This is a genomic window from Levilactobacillus sp. FUA 3915 (assembly GCF_044053135.1).
In the GTDB taxonomy this organism is placed as follows: domain Bacteria; phylum Bacillota; class Bacilli; order Lactobacillales; family Lactobacillaceae; genus Levilactobacillus; species Levilactobacillus lanxiensis.
Genome location: NZ_CP168704.1, coordinates 149,731 through 171,577, shown reverse-complemented (window position 1 = coordinate 171,577; position 21,847 = coordinate 149,731). Strand labels below are relative to the sequence as shown.

Below are 21,847 nucleotides of genomic sequence, written 5' to 3'. Positions count from 1 at the left end.
TTACCGGTGGATAGTTTTTAATTTGGCTAAATTACGGATTAAGCGGCTGAACCCGAACATAATTTACGAGACGCGACTCGTATAGATCCATTGAATCACTGCGTTATTGGCACTAACAATGTTGCTGGATGGCTGCGTGGGCTGCTGACAATTAACCGTGTAAAGCCAGCCCCGCGCCCCAGAATCCGTTAAGGACCCAATTTGGTTGACATAGGGGTAGCCATTCGTGGTCTGCATGGAGAAGTCACAGTCTAATTGTTTGAAGTAGCGGCGGGAAATATCAAAGATGGTATCTTGATCGTTCCAAGTTAAATCACGGGGAATGGTCAAGACCTTTTGAACGGCCGCGTGGCTTCGACGATAGGCCAGGGGGGACATGCCAGTCGCACGTTTGAAGACTTTGGAGAAGTAACTATTCTGGGCACAACCGACTTGTCTGGAAATGACGCTGACTTTATTGTTGGTGAGCATTAAGTATTTGCAAGCGATGGCGACCCGTTGGTAGTTGACATAGTCGATGAAATTCACGTGAAGGTACCGCTTAAAAATCCGACTGAGATAGGATGGCGAGAGGAAAACGTTCTGTGAGACTGATTCCAGGGAAATCGGATTACGAATATTGCTTTGCACGTAGGCCAGAATGTCATCAATGCTCGAGGTCTTCTTGATGGTCAGAGGATGCGTGCGATTGGTGGCCGGCTGTTGATCAATCCGATTGAGGGTTGGTTTGAACAACAGAGCAAATTTTCTCATCTGAGAGACGCTATGGGCACTGAGTGGGTTGAGAATCTTTATGTGGGTATGCAGTAACTTTCCTAAAGTATCGTTGGAGATGCTCTCTATGTAAGTCTTGGCCAGGTGAGCACGTTCTTGGGAGACCCCGGTCGCGTCACAGATGACAAAACCGATGATATTGTCGGCAGCAATTACCGGAAACAGGAGGGTGATTGCCGAATCCTTCAAAATGAGATTGTGTTCAACCTCACTTATCCCGTGATAAACGTGACCATCTTTTAATAACGTATCGCTGAAGTCATAAAAGGAGGTCCTTATTTGACTTATTTTTGAAAATAGTTGAATCGAATCAGATAATCCAGTGTAATCGATAGTGACGGGAGTACTAATAGGCATAGTGATCTTCCTTCCGAAGGTATCCAAGTTTCGAAAACATTATTAGTAGAATCTTATCTATGGGTAATTTTAAACGGGTTATCAAGAAAATGCAAGGAAGCGCTTACAATTTTGTTTCAATCTTGTCATTTTGGAAAAAGCTTACCTTTTATCAGTGAATTATTGCAGGCTTTGTGAATTTGTTCATTAAGATAATGACGGTCGACTTCTCTATAATGAAGGTGTTTTAAGAATAACAGGCGGCTTCAAACCGAATTGAAGCGGCTTGATTCTATACTTTATGGGAGGTCTCACCTTATGGAACAAGAAGCATTAGGAATGATTGAAACCCAAGGGTTAGTCGCTTCAATCGAAGCAGCCGATGCGATGGTTAAAGCTGCCAATGTATCCTTGGTTGGCCAAGAAAAGATTGGTCACGGATTAGTCACGGTAATGGTTCGTGGAGATGTTGGTGCGGTTAAGGCATCTGTTGACGCAGGTGTTTCAGCAGCGGAAAACATCGGCGAAGTTGTTTCGAACTACGTCATTCCACGTCCACACACGGATGTTGAGAAGCTGTTACCTAAGCAAGCAACAGACGCAGCCAAATAAGGATTAGTGGTTGATAAAGATGGCAGAAAATAATGAAGTGATTCAGAAAGTTGTTCAAGAACTTTTGAAGCGCGGTATCAATATCGATCCTAAGGAAGCAATGAGTTCGTTGGGAGGAAAGAAAATGGAAACCAAGGACCTTTTGAACTCAACGAGTGTCGTTCCTGAGTTTGTCGGGACCCGAGAAATCGGGGACACCATTGGGATGGTGATTCCAAGTGTTGATCCATTATTACTTGATCAATTACATGTATCCAAGAAGTACCCCGTTTTGGGGATTCTGAGTGCCCGCTCTGGTGCGGGTCCTCACATCATGGCCATTGATGAAGCGGTTAAGCAAACGAATACCGAAGTTATTGACGTTGAATTACCCCGGGATACCAAGGGTGGCGCTGGCCATGGTTCCTTGATCATTGTCGGTGGTAACGACCCATCGGATGCCCGTCAGGCAATCAATGTGGCGTTGGATAATTTGAGCCGGACGTTCGGGGATGTTTATAATTCCGCCGCCGGACATTTGGAATTCCAATTCACTGCCCGGGCTTCAGGTGCCTGCAACTTTGCCTTCGGTGCGCCTGAAGGTAAGGCTTACGGCCTGATTTGTGGGGCGCCTGCCGGAATTGGGGTTGTGATGGCCGATACAGCTGTCAAAACAGCTTCCGTCAACGTGTTATCCTTCGCGTCACCAGGTCACGGAACGAGCTTCTCAAACGAAGGGATGGTTCACATTAGTGGTGAATCAGGTGCCGTTCGTCAAGCTGTCATGGCCGGACGTGAAGTTGGTTTGAAATTATTAGCCGAATTAGGCGATAAGCCAGTCAATGATTTTCCATCATACATTAAGTAGTTGGGAGGATGATTTTAATTGAAGCGGCAAAAACGATTTGAAAAGCTTGAGAAGCGTCCAGTACATTTGGACGGATTTGTTAAGGAATGGGACGATGAAGGTCTGGTTGCGATGCACAGCAAGAACGACCCAGATCCAAGTCTCAAAGTTGAAAACGGTGTTATTACCGAACTTGATGGCAAGAAGCGCGAAGACTTTGATTTAATCGACCAGTACATCGCTGAATATGGGATTAACATTGCCAATGCTGAAAAGGCCAACGCGATGTCCTCACAATCCATTGCAAAAATGCTGATTGATCCCAACGTTTCGCGTTCCGAAGTGGCCAAGGTCACGACGGCATTGACGCCAGCCAAAGCCTCCGATGTCATCAATCAATTGAACTTCGCTGAAATGATCATGGCGGTTCAAAAGATGCGTCCACGGCGGACACCATTTACCCAAGCACATATTACGAACACGTTGGATAATCCAGCAGAAATTGCGGCCGATGGTGCCGAAGCTGCCTTGCGTGGTTTCCCTGAACTTGAAACGACCACGGCGGTTGCCCGTTATGCCCCATTAAATGCGATTTCATTAATGGTCGGGGCTCAAGCGGGTCGTCCCGGGGTTATCACCCAATGTTCCGTTGAAGAAGCGGTTGAACTGGGATTAGGGATGCGTGGTTTCACGGCCTATGCCGAAACGATTTCCGTTTACGGGACCGACAAAGTCTTCACTGATGGTGACGATACGCCTTGGTCCAAAGGCTTCTTGGCTTCCTGCTATGCCTCACGTGGCTTGAAGATGCGGTTCAGTTCCGGTTCTGGTTCTGAAGTGCTGATGGGCTACACCGAAGGGAAATCCATGCTCTACCTGGAATCTCGTTGCATTTACATCACGAAGGCTTCTGGTGTTCAAGGCCTGCAAAACGGGAGTGTTAGTTGTATCGGGGTTCCTAGTGCGGTTCCAAGTGGTCTGCGTGAAGTCTTAGGTGAAAACCTGATGTGCATGATGATGGATCTGGAATGTGCTTCCAGTAACGACCAAACGTTCTCACACTCTGATATTCGTCGGACTGAACGGATGTTAGGTCAATTCATCGCCGGGACTGACTACATTTCTTCTGGTTATGCCGGTGAAGAAAACTCCGACAACACCTTCGCAGGTTCCAACATGGATGTCTTGGACTACGATGACTACGAATCCATGGAACGTGACTTAGCGGTTGACGGTGGGATTTTGCCAATCACTGAAGATCAAGCTATCAAGATTCGTCAAAAGGCTGCCAAGGCGGTTCAAGCGGTCTTCGATGGTTTAGGATTACCAGAAATCACTGATGAAGAAGTTGAAGCTGCAACCTATGGGAGCACGTCAGACGATATGCCAAAGCGTGACATGACCCAGGATATCAAAGCGGCTCAAGACCTGATGGATCGTGGCGTCACGGTTTCCGACATCATCAAGGCGTTGGATGACCATGGCATTGACGATACTGCCCAAGCCGTCTTCAAGTTGGCCCAACAAAAGATCTGTGGGGACTACCTGCAAACCTCTGCCATCTTCGACAAGGATTGGAACTGTATTTCTGCGATCAACGATAACAACGATTACATGGGTCCAGGAACTGGCTACCGTGTTTGGGAAAACAAGGACCAGTGGCAGAAGATCAAGGATATTCCTTGGGCCTTGGATCCTCAAAAAGTTGACTTCTAGTATCAGGTAAGGAGGTAAGTTCAGTGAGTCAGGAAATTGATGAAACTTTACTCAAGAGCATTGTTCGCGATGTTCTTGGAGAAATGAAGAGCGCTGATACCCCAATTTCATTTAAGGGCGGAGAAGTTGCAACGGACGGCCCCAGTCAAGAAAGTAGTGTCGATTGGTTCAAGCCAATGGGCCTTGCGAAGCCGGGACGTTCTAAGAACGAAGTGGTCATTGCCGTTGGACCTGCATTTGCCACGGTCATGACCCAAACCATCATCAAGCAATCACACAAGGATGTTTTGCGGCAACTGATTGCCGGAATTGAAGAAGAAGGCTTGAAGGCCCGGGTCATGAAGGTTTACCGGACTTCAGACGTTTCCTTTATCTCAGCCGAAGCCGACAAGCTTTCCGGTTCCGGAATCGCCATTGCGGTGCAATCCAAAGGGACGACCATTATTCACCAGAAGGACCAAGATCCTTTGAACAACTTGGAATTATTCCCACAAGCACCTGTTCTGACGTTGGATACGTTCCGGGCAATCGGGAAGAACGCGGCTCAGTATGCGAAAGGCATGTCCCCAAGCCCAGTACCAACGGTTAATGATCAAATGGCTCGGCCACGTTACCAAGCACTGGCAGCTTTGATGCACATTAAAGAAACGAAGCAGGTTGTGGTTGGTAAACCAGCTGAAGAAATTGATGTGAACTTTAATTAACAAGTACGTGATTGGAGGCAGTATTGATGAGTAGTGAAGTAGACGATTTAGTTGCCAAAATTATGAAAGAGTTAAACGGCAACGGTGGGACAGCGACTAAGGTACCAGCTCAAGACACGACTAGTGCTGATCCTGATTTGACGGCCAAGGACTTCCCACTGTTCAAGAAGCACCCAGACTTAGTTAAGTCACCATCTGGCAAAGAATTGAAAGCGATTACGTTCCAAGACATCGTGGATGGCAAAGTGGATTCGAAAGAATTACGGATTGCCCCATCAACGTTAAGAATGCAAGGGAAAATCGCTACCGAAGCCGGTCGTTCACAGATTCAAAACAACTTCCAGCGAGCAGCTGAATTGACCAGTGTGCCAGATGATCGGTTACTTGAAATGTACGGGGCTTTGCGGCCATACCGGTCTTCCAAGCAGGACCTGTTAGACATTGCCGATGAACTGGCAGACAAGTACCATGCACCCATTTGCTCCAACTGGTTCAAGGAAGCCGCAACTAACTATGAAAAGCACAATAAGCTGAAGGGTGACAATTAGACAAAGGTAGGGGTTTTAGCATGACACGTGTGATTGGTGTAGACATTGGTAATTCCTCGACTGAAGTTGCTTTAGCGGATGTGTCAACGGATGGCAAGGTTAACTTTCTTGGTTCTGGAATTGCGCCAACAACGGGAATTAAGGGAACGAAGAAAAACTTAATTGGGGTTAAGGATGCGATTCATCGCGTGATTGCGACCACGAAAACTGACTTAAAGGATGTTGATTTGATTCGCATCAACGAGGCCACTCCAGTGATTGGCGATGTTGCCATGGAAACCATTACGGAAACGGTGATTACCGAATCAACGATGATTGGGCATAACCCGGGAACTCCTGGTGGCGTGGGGACTGGTTCTGGTTATACGGTCGACTTACTAGATTTGCGTGAGCAGACGGATAAACAGCGGTCTTATATCGTGATTGTGTCGAAAGAGATGGACTTTGCGGATGTTGCCCAGCTGATCAATGCCTATACTGCTAACGGCTACCATATTACAGCGGCAATCCTTCAAAGCGATGATGGGGTCTTGGTTGATAATCGGTTAACAACGAAGTTGCCGATTGTGGATGAAGTCGCCCGGATCGATAAGGTGCCACGTCATATGCTGGCCGCGGTTGAAGTTGCGCCGCAAGGGCAAGTGATTTCGCAATTGTCCAACCCATACGGGATTGCTACGTTGTTTAATTTGAACTCGGAAGAAACGAAGAACATCGTGCCGGTTTCGCGGGCACTGATTGGGAATCGGTCAGCCGTTGTGATCAAGACGCCTAAGGGTGATGTTAAGGCGCGGGTCATCCCGGCTGGGGCGATTACCATCGCCGGGAACAAGGGCCACCAAAAAGTCAACGTGGCGACGGGTGCGCAAAGCATTATGGATAAGATCAACGTCTTTGATCAAATCGATGATATCACTGGTGAAGCCGGCACCAACGTGGGGGGGATGCTCGAAAAGGTTCGGCAAACCATGGCTGATTTAACCGGCAAGACGAACAAGGACATCGCTATTCAAGACCTGTTGGCAGTGAACACGTCTGTGCCCGTCAAGGTACGGGGCGGGTTAGCCGGTGAATTCTCAATGGAACAGGCGGTCGGGATTGCCGCGATGGTTAAATCAGACCATTTGCAAATGCAATTGATTGCTGACTTGATCAAGAAGGAACTTCGCATCCCCGTTGAAATTGGGGGCGCCGAAGCGGAGTCGGCCATTCTGGGGGCGTTAACGACGCCCGGAACGACCAAGCCGCTGGCCATCCTGGACTTGGGTGCCGGCTCGACCGATGCGTCCATTGTGAATAAGCAGAATCAGAAGGTCGCCATTCATTTAGCCGGTGCCGGAGATATGGTCACGATGATCATCAACTCCGAGTTAGGGCTCGACAACATTTACCTGGCAGAAGATATCAAACGTTATCCGCTGGCCAAGGTTGAGAACCTCTTTCAACTGCGGCACGAGGATGGGTCGGTTCAGTTCTTCGAGGATCCCTTGCCCGCAGAACTGTTTGCCCGGGTCGTTGCCCTGAAGCCGACCGGTTATGAACCGATTCCGGGGAACTTAAGCATTGAAAAAATCAAGCTGATTCGGCAAACGGCTAAGAAGCGGGTGTTTGTGACCAACGCGCTTCGGGCCTTACGCCACGTCAGTCCAACGGGTAACATTCGCGATATCCCGTTTGTGGTTATCGTGGGTGGCTCGGCGCTTGATTTTGAAATTCCTGGATTGGTCACCGATGAGCTGTCGCATTATGACTTGGTTGCCGGACGCGGGAACATTCGGGGCATTGAAGGTCCCCGGAACGCCGTCGCAACGGGACTGATTCTCTCGTACGCTGATGAAAGTAGGCGACAATGACCATGGCTGAAGATTTAGATCGTCCAGCAATCGACATTGCCCTCCTGCCAGAGGATGGCACCACCTTACCGGAACGGTTGCAGCCGTTGCTGTTGGGAATAGAAGAGGAACAGATTCCTTTTCTATTTCTACCGAATTCTGATCAGACGTCGCCGGACTTAGTCACGCGGGCTTACGATGCTGCGGTTGCTTCGCGGTTGTCGGTAGGCATTGCCTATAGTCACGACCAGATCGTGGTGCACTACAAGAATCTGGCACCGAACGCCCCGCTCTTTACGGAGGACGTGACCACGGCCAAGGCCATCAGAATCATCGGCGCCAATGCCGCCCGCTTAGTAAAGGGTGTGCCATTTAAGCTGTAAGGTAGGTGAACGAAATGGAGTCAATTGGATACGTTGAAGTGATTGGACTCACCGATGCCATCATGGTGGCGGATCATATGCTAAAAGCCGCTTCGGTAGGCATTAAGAATATTGAGAATGCGACCGGTGGGTACATTACCGTTTCTGTGACGGGGGATGTCGCTGCAGTTGAAGCCGCGATTGAGGCTGGAACAGCCGACAGTCGGGTGACCGTCGTCAGCACCACCGTCTTGGCCAACCCAGCCGAAGGTGTTCCTGAATTGGGACAGACGGATGCGTTTAGCAACGATTTGCCAGAAAGTGAGTCTGGGGACGCCGTTGCTCAGCCCAAGAAACCGGTAACGACGCAGAAGGTCGAGACGCCCCCAGCCGTTAAGAAGCCACAGGTGCCGGCCGTACAAACGACCAAGGCCAAGGCAACACCAACGACTACGAAGCCAACGACCACCAAGCCAGCCGCAAAGAAGCCGGTCAGTCGTCGTAAACCGAGTCGTAAACCAACGACTAAGCGACCAGCAACAAACAAGTCGCAACCAAAGAACAAACCGGAAAGCTAACCTCGATGAGAGCTTGGCTCCTGGGAGCAAAATTAGGAGGAATGAATGATGAACAATGCACTTGGAATGATTGAAACTAGAGGCTTAGTTGCGTCGATTGAAGCAGCGGATGCCATGGTCAAAGCTGCCAATGTTTCCATGATTGGACAAGAAAAGATTGGGAGTGGACTGGTCACGGTCATGGTTCGTGGTGACGTGGGTGCCGTTAAAGCCGCAGTGGATGCAGGTGTGCAAGCTGGGGGCAATGTCGGTGAAATCGTCAGTTCCTACGTCATTCCTCGTCCACATTCTGAAGTTGAAGGTATTTTACCAAGCGGTAAATAAGCTGAAGAGATTGGATGATAACTTATGGAATTGACTGAAGAAAACTTACGGACTCTAGTTCGCCAAATTGTGACTGAATGTGCCAGCGCAGTTGCCGATCCAAATGCGATTCCAATTGGCATTTCCAACCACCATATTCACTTAACTCAAGCGGACTTCGATAAATTATTTCCAGGACAAAAGATGGAAAAATTTAAGCAACTGAAGCAACCCGGAGAATTTGCCTCTAAGCAAACGTGTGATGTGATTGGTCCCAAGGGAACCCTGGAGCACGTGCGGGTCTTAGGCCCTTGCCGGTCGCATTCACAGGTTGAAATCGCAAATTCAGAAACCTTTAAGCTAGGGGTCCCGGCACCCATTCGGTTGTCGGGTGATCTGGCGGGGACACCATCGGTTAAGCTGCGCACAGCGGCTGGTGAGGTGACCGTTCAGGGTGTGATTGTGGCCAAGCGACACATTCACATGAGTTTAATGGATGCCCAACGATTTGGCGTCAAGCTGGGCGATACCGTGACGGTTGAAATCAACTCAGCGGGCCGTCGAACCATTTATGATGATGTGATTGCCCGGCCACGGAAAGACTTTACGCTAGAAATGCATCTCGACACGGACGAAGCCAGCGCCGCGAACGTTCAGTCGACCACGGTTGCGCACATCATTCCGAAAGTTCAGTCAACATTTTAAGCATGAAAGTTGGTGACGGTGAATGGATCGGGTGATTGCCGAGGTACTTAAACGAATTCAAGAGCGCCAAACTAAAATGAAAGCGATTCCTTATTCGGAACAAGCGCCAGTTCCCAGTGAACGACTCCTGATTGATTTTGGTCAGGTCACGCTACAAGGCATGACGATTGACTTGCTGTTAAATCTATACCAAGTTAACGAAGCGAATGCCTGGGTTGCCTGGTTGCTGAAGGGAATGAGTTACGATGTACACTTTACGTTTCAACTTAATCGCAATCTAATCAATTTCATCCCGCTCAAAATGCTGCGGGATTGGCCGGTCACCTTTGAGGTCGGATCCGCGCAGGTCGTTAAGGCCGACTACCAGAGCAGCATTGGTCGAGCGGAGATTGCTGCATTACCGGATCAAGCGATTCTGATTGTCTCACCCAAGCAACGGTTGACGGTTGAGGCTGTGACTGCGATGGCCCAAAAGCACATCACGAAGCAGGTAAGGACTGATGAAGATTGTATATGGCAAAAGTAATTGGTAGCGTTGTTGCGACGCAAAAGGACGCCTCGCTGGTTGGTCGCAAGTTAATGATTGTGCAACCCATTAACGCGGACGGCAAAGCGATGCGCTCCGAGGAAGTTGCGGCCGATATGGTTGGTGCCGGGATTGGCGAGCGGGTCTTACTGGCGCGTGGTGCTGGTGCGCGGCACGCGACGGTGAACAATGTGCCTAACGATGTGAATGACTGTTCAATCGTTGGCATCATCGACAGCGTGGATGTCTAGCAGTGGGAGGTGATTGCCATGCCAATTTATACCAAAGGCGGCGACAAAGGGTCGACGAGTTTGTACGATGGGCAACGGGTTTCGAAGGATTCATTACAAGTTGAGGTCTACGGCACCTTTGATGAGCTGAACGCGAATGTGAGCCTGGCCGATAAGTTCTGTCAGGTCCCCAAGAATGTCGAATGGCTGCAGTGGGTCGAGTATCATATGTTCTTCCTGCAAGGAGAGCTAGCCACGCAGCACGCAACCACCTTCCAGCAGAACAGTCGCATGATTACTGAGGAAGACATTCAGTTCTTGGAGCACGTCATTGACGCATACACCGCCAGTCTACCAGCCGTCGACAGTTTCATTCTGCCGGGTTCTAGTACGGCCGGTGCCCAGTTACACGTTTGTCGGACGGTTTGCCGCCGGGCAGAGCGGTTGCTAGTTAAATTCATGCAGACGCATTTTGTTCGACCGGAGATTGAAAAGTATGTCAATCGGTTATCAGACTTCTTCTACATCATCGCCCGCTCAGAGGATCACGAACGTCAACTGCGCGTCATTGAAGATCAAGTCATCAAGCGGTACTGCCAAGCAGTGAAGGGGGATCAATAGGATGGATGCACAACAGCTAAATCAGATTGTGAAGGATGTCCTGTCCAAGCAGGATGCCGCCCAACCGTTTGCGCGCAAAAAGATGGAGCGCGTGATTGATGCGGCGGTTGCCAAGGCGGACGATCTCGGTGTTGGCGTCACCATTTGCCTAATGAATCGCGCACGGATCGTCCAAATGCTGTATCACATGCCGAATGGCAATTTAGTGGGCTCGTTGCTCGCACCGAAGAAGGCGTGGTCAGCAATCGCCATGGAAGAGCCCACTAAAGACATTAGTCGTGATATTCAGCCGGGCGGCCCCTTGTATCAAATGGAAACGATGCTTGATGGCAAATTGGTGTCGTTTCCGGGTGGCATCCCGATCGTGATCGATGACAAAATTATCGGGGCGATTGGGGTCAGCGGTGGCCTGGTCGAGGAAGACCAAGCCATCTGTGAAGCAGCCATTCGGGAATTTTTAAAGGAAGTGTGACGAAGATATGCAGACCGATGAGTTAGAGACAAAAATCAGAGAGATTTTACACCAAGAATTAGCGAAGCAGGCGTCCACTGACGCCGAACCGTCACCACAGCTGGCCCAACCAGAGGGCTTAGGCAACGGGATTTTTCAAACGGTCGATGCCGCGGTTGCGGCCGCTAAGCAGACCCAAGTTGCCTATGCGGACAAGCCGTTAGCCTTTCGGAAAAAGGTTATCAAGGCGATTCAAGACGGTTTTGGTCCCCACCTGAAGGAAATTGCCCAGGCGATTTGGGATGAGACCGGCATGGGAACCGTTGAGGCGAAGGAAACTAAGCTGAAGGATGCCCTGTACAACACGCCTGGCGTTGAGATGCTGGATCCCGAGGTTCAAACGGGTGACGGCGGGATGACCATGTATGAGTACACGCCATTTGGCGTCATTGGGGTCGTTGGACCAAGCACGAACCCCGGTGAAACGGTGATTAACAACTCGATCATGATGCTCTCCGGCGGGAACACCTTATTCTTCGGGGCCCACCCAGGTGCTAAGAACATTACGCGTTGGATGATCGAACATCTTAATAAGTATGTTGAAAAAGCAACGGGGATGAAGAACATGGTCGTTTCCCTGGACGTCCCTTCAATTGAGTCCGTCCAAGAAATGATGAAGCATCCAGACATTGCCATGCTCGCGGTGACCGGTGGCCCAGCGGTGGTCCATCAGGCGTTGATTAGCGGGAAAAAGGCTGTTGGTGCCGGTGCTGGGAATCCACCAGCCATCGTTGATGAAACGGCCAACCTGGACTTGGCTGCCCATGATGTGGTTACCTCTTGTGCCTTTGACAATAACATCTTGTGTACCGCTGAAAAGGAAGTTGTCGTGGAAGCCAGCGTCAAGGATGACTTGATTCAAAAGATGCAGACTGCCGGGGCCTTCTTAATCACCGATGCCGACCAGATTGCCACGTTAACTAAGATGACGATTCAAGAGAACGGCACACCAAGTCGGACCTATATCGGGAAGGATGCCACCGTGATTCTGGATGCGGCCAAGATTCCTTACACGGGTAAGCCGAAAGTGATTACCTTTGAAGCCAAGAAGGATCATCCCTTAGTCACGACCGAAATGTTAATGCCAATTCTGCCAGTGGTTTGCTGCCCAGACTTTAAGTCCGCGTTACAAACGGCGGTTGAAGTTGAAGGCGGACATCACCACACGGCCTCAATTCATTCCGAGAACTTGCCACATATCAATCAAGCGGCTCATCGGATGAACACCTCCATCTTTGTGGCTAACGGTCCAACGTTTGCTGCAACCGGGGTTGGCGATAACGGCTACTACACGGGTGCTGCGGCCTTTACGATTGCGACCCCAACCGGTGAAGGGACCACGACGACCAAGACCTTTACGCGTCGTCGTCGGTTCACGAGCCCTGAAGGATTTTCACTGAGAAACTGGGAGGTTTAGACCATGGAAGAATTTCAAATTCCAACCAAGATTTTTTCCGGAACAGATAGCCTTGATTGGCTGAAACAGCTGTCTGGTAAAAGTATCTTAATGGTCTGCGATGCCTTTTTGCCAGGAACCCCTACGTTAAAGGGGATTCAAGAACGGATTAACCAGTCTAACCAAGTCAGTCTCTTTTCAGACGTTAAGCCCGATCCACCGTTGAAAACGATTATGGCGGGGGTTGCCCAGTTTAATCAGGTCAAACCCGATGTGATGATTGGCATTGGCGGGGGCTCAGCGATTGATACTGGTAAGGCCATTCGCTTCTTCGGTGAAAAGCTCAATCAGACGCAGCTCAAAGCGTTTATCGCCATTCCAACGACCAGCGGGACCGGGTCAGAAGTCACCAGTTTTGCGGTCGTCTCTGATACCGAGAACCATACGAAGATTCCGTTGAGTGAGCCTTATTTGACACCGGATGTGGCGTTATTAGATCCGCAGTTGGTCATGACGGCGCCCAAGAGTGTCACCGCTTACTCCGGACTGGATGTGTTGACCCATTCACTGGAATCGTTAGTCTCCAAGGGTGCCAACACGATTACGGATGCCTTTGCCGAGAAGGGCATTGATGTCATCACCCATGATTTAGTCGATTGTTATCAGCACGGGGACGATGTCGCCAAACGTCAGACGGTCCACGAAATTTCGTGTGCGGCCGGGATGGCCTTCACCAATGCGGGATTAGGCATTTGCCACGCTTTGGCGCATCAACTTGGGGCTAACTTCCAGGTACCCCATGGCTTAGCCTGCGCCATGTTGTTGCCACACGTCGTGGCGTACAATGCGGCCCATTCTGAGCTGGCACTGCATAAATATGCCGAGGCCATTCGCAAGGCGGGTTTAGCCTCTCGTGGGTTGAGTGATCGGTTAGCGATTCAACGCCTACTGTCACGCATCCGGCAGATGATGCTCCAGATGGATTGTCCCCAAAATTTGCGGGCATTTGGCGTTGATGCTAAGGACGCCGAAGCCAAGCTGCAGGTCGTGGTGGATGATGCCAAATTAGACGCAACGTTTGCGGGGAACCCGGTTGTGCCAACCGATGAGGATTTAAAGGCGATTTACCGTAAAGTGATTCGGTAAATCAGTTGATGATAGAAGGAAAGATGACGTATGCCAAAGATTTTATCCGTTAACGCGGGGAGTTCCTCGCTGAAATTTAAATTGTACGCCATGCCAGCAGAGACCGTTATTATCAGTGGCTTGGTTGATCGAATCGGCCATTCTGATGCCGTCTTCACTTATGATTATCAGGGAACGCACTACAAAAAGGCCCAAGCAGTTCAAAACCATACCGAGGCCGTCCAACTCGTCACGGATGCCCTGTTGGCCAGTGGGGCGGTTCGAGATAAGCAAGAGATTGTTGGTATCGGCCATCGGGTGGCGCATGGTGGCCGTGAATATACCCAAACCACCAAGATTACGCCAGTTGTCCAACAAAAAATTGCGGATTTGGCAACGATTTCGCCGCTGCACAATCCGGTTAACTTATTGGGGATTGAAGCGTTTGAGAAGTTGTTGCCAAGTGCTAGTGAAGTCGCGGTATTCGATACATCTTTCCACAGTACGATTCCGCCAAAGGCCTATATGTATGCGCTACCATTTGAATATTATGCCAAATATGGGATCCGGCGGTACGGCTTCCATGGGCAATCTCACCAGTACATCTATAGCGAGGTTAACCGGCGCTATGATCAAGACTTTTCGCGGAAAATTATTTCCTGTCACTTGGGCAACGGCGCCAGTGTTTGTGCTATTCGGGACGGCAAGTCGGTGAACACCTCGATGGGGTTCACGCCACTGGCTGGCCTGGTGATGGGGACCCGCTCTGGGGACGTGGATCCCAACGTTCTGCCATTCATCGCGGAGAAAGAGAACTTTAGCGCTGCTGATATTCGGCAGCTGCTCAATCATCAATCGGGATTACTAGGGATTTCCGGTGTGTCCAATGATGTTCGTGATGTCTTACAGGCAGAGGCTGACGGCAACGACCGCGCGAAGTTAGCTTTACAGATCTACGTGCACCAGATTCAGTCCTACATTGCCGCCTATACGGCCGACCTGGGGGGCTTACAAACGTTGGTCTTTACGGCCGGTGTGGGCGAGCATTCCGCGCCAATTCGTGAACGGGTCTGTGCCGCCTTTGGTTACCTGGGCGTCAAAATTGATGCCGAGGCGAACCAGGACAATGACCTGGATATTTCGGCCGCTGACAGTCGCGTCAAAGTGCTGGTTATTCCGACCAATGAGGAACTGGTGATTGCCCGGGAGACTGAGAAGGTTTTGGATAGTTAGGAGAAGGTGAACGGAATGGCTCGCGATATTGCACGTTCAATTCAAGAGTATGTGCCTGGTAAGCAGGTGACGCTGGCACATATTATTGCTAATCCAACGCCAGATATCTACGTGAAACTGGGTATCCAGACGAATCGCAATGCACTGGGAATCTTGACGATTACGCCCAGTGAAACGTCCATTATTGCCGGCGATATTGCAACCAAATCTAGCAATGTGGAATTGGGATTTATTGACCGGTTTAGTGGGTCGGTCGTCATCGTCGGTGAGGTCTCAGAGGTCGAGGCGGCGTTGCGGCAAGTGGTGACCACGCTGAGAGACTTGCTGGGATTCGATGTCACCAATATTACACGAACATAGTGGTGTGGTGAGAAATGATGAAGCAACAAGCGTTACCGTTAGTAGGCGCGGTGAACGTCCGCGACTTGGGTGGTCTGGAGACATTTGACCACCGGCGCGTTCGGACGCATCGGTTGCTGCGGGCGGATAGCCTAGCCAATTTAACAGTAGCAGATCAAGAGAAGCTAGTAGCCTACGGCGTGACAACGGTGATTGACACGCGTTCTCACGCGGAGTGGCGTCAGGCACCGGATAAGCTACCCGAATCGATTCAGCTGACGCACATTCCGCTGTTTGATAACGATGAGACTGAGAGTGTCCAAATGATTCAGCGACGCAATCAGTTTTATGCGAGTGACGCCCGCAATGGGTACCGCAGAATGCTCCGCGTTTACCGCCGCTTGGTACTGAACGCCCAACCGCGCCAGGCCTACCGGCAGTTCTTTGACCTATTGACGCAGGACAAGCCGCAGACGGTGGTGTTCCACTGCACCGCTGGTAAGGATCGCACTGGTATGTGTGCGCTGCTGCTTCTAGGGGCGTTGGGCGTGCCCATTTCCCAGATCAAGCAAGACTATTTGCGTACGAATCAGTATTGTTTAGCAAGGGTCGTGCGGCGACTCATCGCGGCGCGTGACTATCAAATGAATGCCAATTTTCAGTCCTCAATTATTGACCTATCGATAGCCTCACCCGATTATTTTGACCAGGCCTTAACCTTGATTGCTGGTGAATTTGGAAGCATCAGTGATTACCTGGTCGACTTTGTGGGGGTATCTGCGTCAGTGATTCGCCGGTTACAGCAAATATACTTAACATCAGAATTGGGTTAAAAAAGATCCCCGATGACTAGGTATTTTGGCACCTAGGTTGTTGCGGATTTTTTTGAGAAGCGTGGGTCATTAGTGAAGGAGGCACGATTCTTTTGAAACGAATTGGGTTATTGGCAGGGAGTCTCCGGGCGGAATCCTATGCACGAAAAGTTGTCCGCAATTTAGGCTTGATGGGCCCCAATACCGTCATGGTTGAGCCGATTTCACTGGCCCACTTGCCCTTGTTACATGATCAAATGAGTAGTCGAGAACAGGCGATTTGTCGGGCGTTCAAGGCACAGATCAAAGAATTAGACGGCTTTTGCATAGTTACGCCGGAAATTAACCGGGGGATGCCGGGCTGTTTAAAAAATGCCTTGGATATCGCGTCGGTATCTGATGACGGTAATTTGTGGCAGGGGAAACCCGCCTTAATTGCCTCGGCCTCGACCGGTAAACTGGGCGGAATGAGCGCGAATCAGCAGCTGAAACAGTTAGCTTTGGTGCTGGGGATGCAGGTCATTCAACCCTCAGAAATCTATCTTAGCGACGTGGAACAGTTATTTGCCAAGCATGACTTGCTAACGGATGAACCGACAATCACATTTTTGAAGCTAGCGATGGCGCGGCTGGTTGCGGCGGTTCAAGGCGCCGAACTGGCGTCACCGGCGTTAACGTTTGCCTTTGCTCCAGACGACATTCAGCTACAGCAACAAGGGCAAGCCATCGGTCAGGCAACCTTTGATTGGAGCACGGGCCTGCTAGTGATCACTGAGGTCACCATTGAACCGGACTTTGCCCATCAGGGGCTGGCGGGTCAGTTGATGCTAAAACTAATTATGATGGCACGACTATTTGATCTAAGTATTGTGGCGGGTTGCGGATACTCGCAGGCATTCTTTAAGCAGCATCCGTCAATTGCCCAACGGTTATGTCTGCATTAGTGAAGTCACTTGATGATGAGGTGTTCAGTATGATTGCGGAAAAACAAGATTTAGTCACGGCGGCGAACCAAAAACTTGATCAGTTTGCGCAGGTCGTTAACGGCGATCAAGCGACGCGGCCAGTGACGGACCAGGAAACGCTAAAGGTGGGCGTCGACTTAGGAACCTCGTCCATCGTGATGGTGGTTTTGGACCATGACGATAACGTGCTTTATGGAAATTTTGAATATGATCACGCGGTTCGTGATGGCTTAGTGGTTAATTTCATGGATTCCGTACGGATTTTAATGCGGTTGAAACAACAGGCAGAAGAGATTCTGGGTGTGTCGTTGACGACCGCTAGTGGCGCCATTCCACCTGGCACGGGTGAAGGCAGTGCTAAAATCGTGGCCAACGTGATTGAGTCGGCGGGCTTCACTTGCAGTGCAGTGGTCGATGAACCCACGGCCGCGGCTAAGTTTTTACACTTGGAAAATGGTACGGTCGTTGATATTGGTGGTGGCACCACGGGGATCAGTATTTTTAAGGATAATCAGTTAACCTACGTGACGGATGAAGCGACGGGTGGCTCGCACATGACCATGGTCTTAGCAGGGCACAATCACTGGGACATGGCTCAAGCCGAGACCTTCAAACGCGATACCACAAAGGAACTGGAAGTCTTCGCGACTATCCGGCCAGTTGTCGAGAAGATGGCGGCGATTACCCGCTCGGCGACGCAAGGTCAGCCACAGGAACCCGTTATCGTGGTTGGCGGGGCGATTAACTTTAAGGACTTCATTAAAACGTTCAGTCAGGCACTGGGAACGCCGGCAAGTAAGCCGGACTTCCCGCAATTTGTTACCCCGATTGGCATTGCCATGTATGATTAGCGTTATGATGTGGTGAAGGGAGGTTGGTTTGCGATGAGAAAAGCCATGTTTGTCGGCGCGATTGGGTGTGGCAAGACCACCCTGATTCAGCGCCTACATCACGAGAAAATTAGCTATGATAAAACCCAGGCAGTAGAGTTTCGGGGAGAGATTATCGATACCCCCGGTGAGTTCGTTGAGCACCGTTACCTGTACCCGTCACTGATGACGATGTCGACCGGGGCCAAGCTGATTGTGGCGATTCAGAGCGGGCTTGACCAGCGGGCGGTTTTCCCACCGGCCTTTACCACCATGTTTCCGGTTCAAACGATTGGCGTCATCTCTAAGATAGATGTGGCAACGCCGCAACAGGTCGACTACGCTCGAGAGCAGTTGAAAAATGCTGGTGTGCAGCAGATCTACTTGTTGTCGGCGGTCACGGGTGAGGGTGTCGCTGAATTTGAGCAGGAGCTGAATCGCTTAACGGTGAAAGATCCAGCTAAATTGTGAGACAAAAAAGAACGGTTGAAGTTCCTTTGATTGGTCTAGTCCACGAACTTTTACCGATTTTTTGTGTCCGGAAAATTTAGACAAAGAAAAAGTCCACAAACGTTGTTTTACCAACGTTTGTGGACAACTGATAGCCCGTACGGGGCTCGAACCCGTAGCTCCGCCTTGAGAGGGCGACGTCTTAAACCAGTTTGACCAACGGGCAATAATCCCTACTAGCAATATCTAATTTAACCTATTCGCTAAAAAATGTCAATCCTTCTCTGCATAAAATTACATTCAAATGGGACTTCATGCAAGAATTCGGATTTTTTAGGTGAAACTGGTTGACACCAAAAGCTGAACAAGTTAAGATTAAATAGTTGTCCAGGCAACAGAAGTCTTATTGGGTATTCGCCAAATGGTAAGGCAGCGGACTCTGAATCCGTAAGTTACTGGTTCGAGCCCAGTATACCCAATAGTAGTTTTGCATTAGTCGCTATTAGACCTCACGGGGGTTGATATAGCGGCTTTTTTAGTACATTGGGCTTTGCATGGGTATCTGTGAAATACCGCTGAAAGACATTCAAAAGACATTCAATTAGACATTCAATTTAGACATTCACACAGACATTCACAATGCGGGGCAACTTTCCTGCTCGCTGTAGATCTACACCAACTAGAAATTTAAATAGCTGGCAAGTTTCTCTGTTGCCTCGTTCTTTTCCTTATCCGTGACGGCCGTGTAAATATCTAAGGTGGTCTTATAACTAGAGTGTCCTAACTGGTCTTGTACTGACTTGATAGAGGCACCGGCCTCAAATGCTAACGTAGCATACGTGTGACGGAAAGCGTGCACTGTGACGTGCTTCAAATCATACTTGCTGAGAGTATGCTCTAACCATTTACGCGGCTTAGAGGGTTGGCACATTTCGTTATTTTCGTTGGCAAAGATAAGGTTGTGTCCCTGATTAACGTTGAATCCGTATTGCAGTAGTTGGGTTCGCTGTTCAAGTTTCCACTGCTGTAGAATATGGCACGTTTTGGGGTCAAGGTAGACGGTTCGATTACTGCGGGCAGTCTTAGGGGATTGCACCAGCAAACGCGCGTTGTCGCCTCGTGATTGCGTCTTAGAGACGGTTACCGTGTTCTTACTGAAATTGATGTCCGACCATTGCAGGCAGAGCATTTCAGATTTACGCATGCCACTGAAAGCCGCTAACCTGAAAAATACGTTGGCCTGCGGGTCGTTATCATCATCGTTCAAGCACTCAAAAAAGTGTTCCAGTTCGGCCCGGTCGAAATAGTTTTCAAGGTTGTGCCCTGAACGATTATCTTTATTAACGGGGATGATTACAGAGGATACGCCTTAGATCTATGAGAGGTAGCATGTCCCGGGTGAGAGTTATTTGCCATCTTAACTGTAGTGGGGCAGGTTAGGTCTACGCAGGTGAGACTTATAATCTGGGCTTGTTTTGGGGATGACGGGCACCAATCTGAGAGAAAAATAAAAGGCCACCTGCCATGGGTGGCCTTTTTGGTTGGCTCTAGTATAGTCCTTGAATATAATCAGCTGCCACTTTAGAATAACGGGCAGTCACGGTTTCATAACCGGTTACGCTGTTTACGTAGTCTTCTGCAATATCGCTGAATGCTAGGAAAAACGTCTGCTTGCCGTTCTTGACGGAGAGGTTGAATTCACCCGGATCAGAATCGATCATATCGTTTTGATAAATGTGACCTAACTTGAGAGTCATCTTATAACGGTACGTTTTACCTACCTTGGTCTTTTTGGTAGTTACACCTTTAACAGGCTTGCTAAGATAGTAGGTAAGCGTTGAATGAGACCGCTTAAAGCTCTTGATTTTAGCATAGCGAGTTGCCGTGTATACTGTGCCCTTACTGTGATAGACAAGTTGGCTGTCCGCCGTGACAGTAATAAATGGTCGCGTTCTTTCATCACCGTTATGGGGTGCTTTGTTATTCTTGATTGGCAAGGCGGGAACACTAGCCAAAGAATTATAAGAAAATGCAGTGCTACGTGTGTATGGCTTAACTGCTGCACCGTTTGCCTTAGTCATGAGAAAACTATATTTCCAGTTGCCTAGATTGCTGAATACTCTTTTCTGATTCTTAATGCTTAGAGTAGTGTTGTCTAGGGAGGTCAAATTTCCATCTCCGTCAGCATATCCTGTCACAACCGAACCTTTTGGCAGGGTAACGGTTTTATGTCTAAACTCATTGGTTAATGCAGTGGCCGTTGTTAATTTATACGTTTGGCGATAATTGTATGTATCAGGCTTCACTGTAGCAGCCGTCCCAAAACCGTAGTTGTCGGAAACACCGAATGCTTTACTAATATCTATTTTGTCAAATAGAGCATCTAACTTTTTTTGGTTTTTAGCTGTTTGTGCGGGCGTTACAATGGGTGTCACTGACGCATGTGCTGTAGGCGTTCCCATAGCAATTCCAACCCCTGTAACTGTTCCTAGAAGCATGAGAGCAGCAGCGTATTTACCTGTTAACTTAATCATTTAGTTACCCCCTAATATATCTGTTCCTTGTAAAATATTGTAAACCTGCTGAGCGTAAATTAAAAACCATCCCCTGAATAAGAAAGATGGTTAGTAGTTGACCTATTTTAAAATTGCCTTTCCCGCTAAGATGATGAAAGCTAGTGCAAAGGAAATAACGGTCAGTGTATTCATGGTTCGTTTACTCATTGTAATGCCCCCTTAGATGCCGGTGTGCTTATTTGAAAATGTGGGTAGGGGTAGGAAACTAATCACACTACTTGCCATACAGTAGCGCAGTTGCCTTTTTACTTTTCATTTTGATACCCTTTTGATTACTGAAATAATATATTGGCAACTACTAATACCATGCCAACTGCAACGGCAATTCTTAAATAGATCCATTGATGCTTAATCTTTTTCTTTAGAACCTTATTACTCATGACACTGCCCCCCTTAGAATAACCGTAACACTAGTAGAACTAGCACGAGTGCGATACCAATGTTAGTAGCAACTTGCGTTTTCTTTTCATAGTCAACTTTCTTTTGTTTATTCATGCCGCATCACCTTAACGAAGTTTCGTATTGCTAGGACTAGTCCAATAACGGAACTAGCCAGTGCAGCAAGGGTGATAGCGTGTGGTAAGTTAGCCATAGTATTTCCCCGCTTTCTACCTAATAAAATACACCTAACCTGCAAAACATAAAAGGGGCAAAAACTAATAACCTCTGTTGCCGAATGCTCTGTCCGAATAGATTGAGTAGGGCTCTTTTGGTACATAATGGCAATATAAAAACCGTTAGCCGTTACGCTAACAGTTCCATTGACCTGTTGAAATTGGGTCTCATTTATGTGTGTTATTGTGAATGGAAGCCAAAAGGGCAGCCACTTTTCAGACAACCGAAACGCCGGGCAACTTTCCTGCTTACACCGTTTTGAATCACACTTTCGTGGACAAGA

Annotated in this window: 25 protein-coding genes and 2 tRNA genes; 23 read left to right on the top strand and 4 right to left on the bottom strand. The window is 49.0% G+C overall.

The annotated features are described in order from the left end of the window. Positions 1-63: 63 nt before the first annotated feature. Positions 64-1,131 carry a helix-turn-helix domain-containing protein gene (locus ACEPST_RS01230; RefSeq protein ID WP_204122062.1) on the bottom strand — a complete coding sequence of 356 codons (1,068 nt, stop codon included), beginning with the start codon at positions 1,129-1,131 and terminating at the stop codon, positions 64-66. 297 nt (positions 1,132-1,428) lie between these two features. On the opposite strand from ACEPST_RS01230, the gene ACEPST_RS01225 reads away from it, so the two are divergent. From ACEPST_RS01225 to ACEPST_RS01120, 22 genes are all read left to right on the top strand, one after another. Then, positions 1,429-1,722, top strand: a complete 294-nt coding sequence (locus tag ACEPST_RS01225) for a BMC domain-containing protein (RefSeq protein WP_203640091.1) — start codon at positions 1,429-1,431, stop codon at positions 1,720-1,722. A 19-nt stretch (positions 1,723-1,741) separates the two neighbouring features. Then, on the top strand, positions 1,742-2,569 hold the full coding sequence (gene pduB / locus ACEPST_RS01220; protein WP_125766235.1) for a propanediol utilization microcompartment protein PduB: 828 nt from the start codon (positions 1,742-1,744) through the stop codon (positions 2,567-2,569). A gap of 18 nt (positions 2,570-2,587) precedes the next feature. Beyond that, complete coding sequence (locus tag ACEPST_RS01215) at positions 2,588-4,264, top strand: propanediol/glycerol family dehydratase large subunit (protein ID WP_203646172.1); 1,677 nt, start codon at positions 2,588-2,590, stop codon at positions 4,262-4,264. A gap of 23 nt (positions 4,265-4,287) precedes the next feature. Next, positions 4,288-4,968 carry a propanediol/glycerol family dehydratase medium subunit gene (locus tag ACEPST_RS01210; RefSeq protein WP_204122063.1) on the top strand — a complete coding sequence of 227 codons (681 nt, stop codon included), beginning with the start codon at positions 4,288-4,290 and terminating at the stop codon, positions 4,966-4,968. Positions 4,969-4,994: 26 nt separating this feature from the next. Then, complete coding sequence (locus ACEPST_RS01205) at positions 4,995-5,516, top strand: diol dehydratase small subunit (protein WP_395390463.1); 522 nt, start codon at positions 4,995-4,997, stop codon at positions 5,514-5,516. A gap of 20 nt (positions 5,517-5,536) precedes the next feature. Beyond that, positions 5,537-7,369: a diol dehydratase reactivase subunit alpha gene (locus ACEPST_RS01200; protein ID WP_204122065.1), complete on the top strand. Its 1,833-nt coding sequence runs from the start codon at positions 5,537-5,539 to the stop codon at positions 7,367-7,369. A gap of 2 nt (positions 7,370-7,371) precedes the next feature. Continuing rightward, on the top strand, positions 7,372-7,731 hold the full coding sequence (locus ACEPST_RS01195) for a glycerol dehydratase reactivase beta/small subunit family protein (protein ID WP_204122066.1): 360 nt from the start codon (positions 7,372-7,374) through the stop codon (positions 7,729-7,731). Between the two features lie 14 nt (positions 7,732-7,745). Next, complete coding sequence (locus ACEPST_RS01190) at positions 7,746-8,288, top strand: BMC domain-containing protein (RefSeq protein ID WP_204122067.1); 543 nt, start codon at positions 7,746-7,748, stop codon at positions 8,286-8,288. A 48-nt stretch (positions 8,289-8,336) separates the two neighbouring features. Then, positions 8,337-8,612, top strand: coding sequence for a BMC domain-containing protein (locus ACEPST_RS01185; RefSeq protein WP_125766228.1), 276 nt, complete (start codon positions 8,337-8,339; stop codon positions 8,610-8,612). Positions 8,613-8,642: 30 nt separating this feature from the next. After that, positions 8,643-9,296: a phosphate propanoyltransferase gene (locus tag ACEPST_RS01180; RefSeq protein WP_204122096.1), complete on the top strand. Its 654-nt coding sequence runs from the start codon at positions 8,643-8,645 to the stop codon at positions 9,294-9,296. 22 nt (positions 9,297-9,318) lie between these two features. Continuing rightward, the gene (gene pduM / locus ACEPST_RS01175) at positions 9,319-9,822 is read left to right on the top strand and encodes a PduM family microcompartment protein (protein ID WP_203646167.1); all 504 of its coding nucleotides are present in this window, start codon (positions 9,319-9,321) and stop codon (positions 9,820-9,822) included. Continuing rightward, positions 9,810-10,073 carry a EutN/CcmL family microcompartment protein gene (locus tag ACEPST_RS01170; protein WP_275404341.1) on the top strand — a complete coding sequence of 88 codons (264 nt, stop codon included), beginning with the start codon at positions 9,810-9,812 and terminating at the stop codon, positions 10,071-10,073. Before pduM ends, ACEPST_RS01170 begins: the two co-directional genes overlap by 13 nt. A gap of 18 nt (positions 10,074-10,091) precedes the next feature. Continuing rightward, positions 10,092-10,673, top strand: a complete 582-nt coding sequence (locus ACEPST_RS01165; RefSeq protein WP_204122069.1) for a cob(I)yrinic acid a,c-diamide adenosyltransferase — start codon at positions 10,092-10,094, stop codon at positions 10,671-10,673. A gap of 1 nt (position 10,674) precedes the next feature. Then, the gene (locus ACEPST_RS01160; RefSeq protein ID WP_204122070.1) at positions 10,675-11,145 is read left to right on the top strand and encodes a GlcG/HbpS family heme-binding protein; all 471 of its coding nucleotides are present in this window, start codon (positions 10,675-10,677) and stop codon (positions 11,143-11,145) included. A 7-nt stretch (positions 11,146-11,152) separates the two neighbouring features. Continuing rightward, positions 11,153-12,601, top strand: coding sequence for an aldehyde dehydrogenase family protein (locus ACEPST_RS01155; protein ID WP_204122071.1), 1,449 nt, complete (start codon positions 11,153-11,155; stop codon positions 12,599-12,601). A gap of 3 nt (positions 12,602-12,604) precedes the next feature. Further along, entirely contained in the window at positions 12,605-13,726 is a 1,122-nt protein-coding gene (locus ACEPST_RS01150; RefSeq protein WP_204122072.1) for a 1-propanol dehydrogenase PduQ, read from the top strand. A gap of 30 nt (positions 13,727-13,756) precedes the next feature. Continuing rightward, positions 13,757-14,938, top strand: a complete 1,182-nt coding sequence (locus ACEPST_RS01145) for an acetate/propionate family kinase (protein ID WP_204122073.1) — start codon at positions 13,757-13,759, stop codon at positions 14,936-14,938. Between the two features lie 15 nt (positions 14,939-14,953). Beyond that, complete coding sequence (locus ACEPST_RS01140; RefSeq protein WP_204122074.1) at positions 14,954-15,298, top strand: BMC domain-containing protein; 345 nt, start codon at positions 14,954-14,956, stop codon at positions 15,296-15,298. Between the two features lie 14 nt (positions 15,299-15,312). Continuing rightward, positions 15,313-16,110, top strand: coding sequence for a tyrosine-protein phosphatase (locus ACEPST_RS01135; protein WP_204122075.1), 798 nt, complete (start codon positions 15,313-15,315; stop codon positions 16,108-16,110). A gap of 92 nt (positions 16,111-16,202) precedes the next feature. Further along, positions 16,203-17,033, top strand: coding sequence for an NAD(P)H-dependent oxidoreductase (locus tag ACEPST_RS01130; RefSeq protein ID WP_204122076.1), 831 nt, complete (start codon positions 16,203-16,205; stop codon positions 17,031-17,033). Between the two features lie 29 nt (positions 17,034-17,062). Further along, positions 17,063-17,905, top strand: coding sequence for an ethanolamine utilization protein EutJ (eutJ, locus tag ACEPST_RS01125; RefSeq protein ID WP_204122077.1), 843 nt, complete (start codon positions 17,063-17,065; stop codon positions 17,903-17,905). A 33-nt stretch (positions 17,906-17,938) separates the two neighbouring features. Continuing rightward, positions 17,939-18,394, top strand: coding sequence for a EutP/PduV family microcompartment system protein (locus ACEPST_RS01120; RefSeq protein WP_203646158.1), 456 nt, complete (start codon positions 17,939-17,941; stop codon positions 18,392-18,394). 131 nt (positions 18,395-18,525) lie between these two features. On the opposite strand, the gene ACEPST_RS01115 is transcribed toward ACEPST_RS01120, so the two are convergent. Beyond that, a tRNA-Glu gene (locus ACEPST_RS01115) sits at positions 18,526-18,598 on the bottom strand. Between the two features lie 182 nt (positions 18,599-18,780). On the opposite strand from ACEPST_RS01115, the gene ACEPST_RS01110 reads away from it, so the two are divergent. Then, positions 18,781-18,852, top strand: a tRNA-Gln gene (locus ACEPST_RS01110). A gap of 200 nt (positions 18,853-19,052) precedes the next feature. Here the strand turns inward: ACEPST_RS01110 and ACEPST_RS01105 are convergent. Both ACEPST_RS01105 and ACEPST_RS01100 read right to left on the bottom strand, forming a co-directional pair. Then, the gene (locus tag ACEPST_RS01105) at positions 19,053-19,724 is read right to left on the bottom strand and encodes a site-specific integrase (RefSeq protein ID WP_275404342.1); all 672 of its coding nucleotides are present in this window, start codon (positions 19,722-19,724) and stop codon (positions 19,053-19,055) included. A gap of 196 nt (positions 19,725-19,920) precedes the next feature. After that, positions 19,921-20,907, bottom strand: coding sequence for a hypothetical protein (locus tag ACEPST_RS01100; protein WP_204122092.1), 987 nt, complete (start codon positions 20,905-20,907; stop codon positions 19,921-19,923). Between the last annotated feature and the right edge of the window lie 940 nt (positions 20,908-21,847).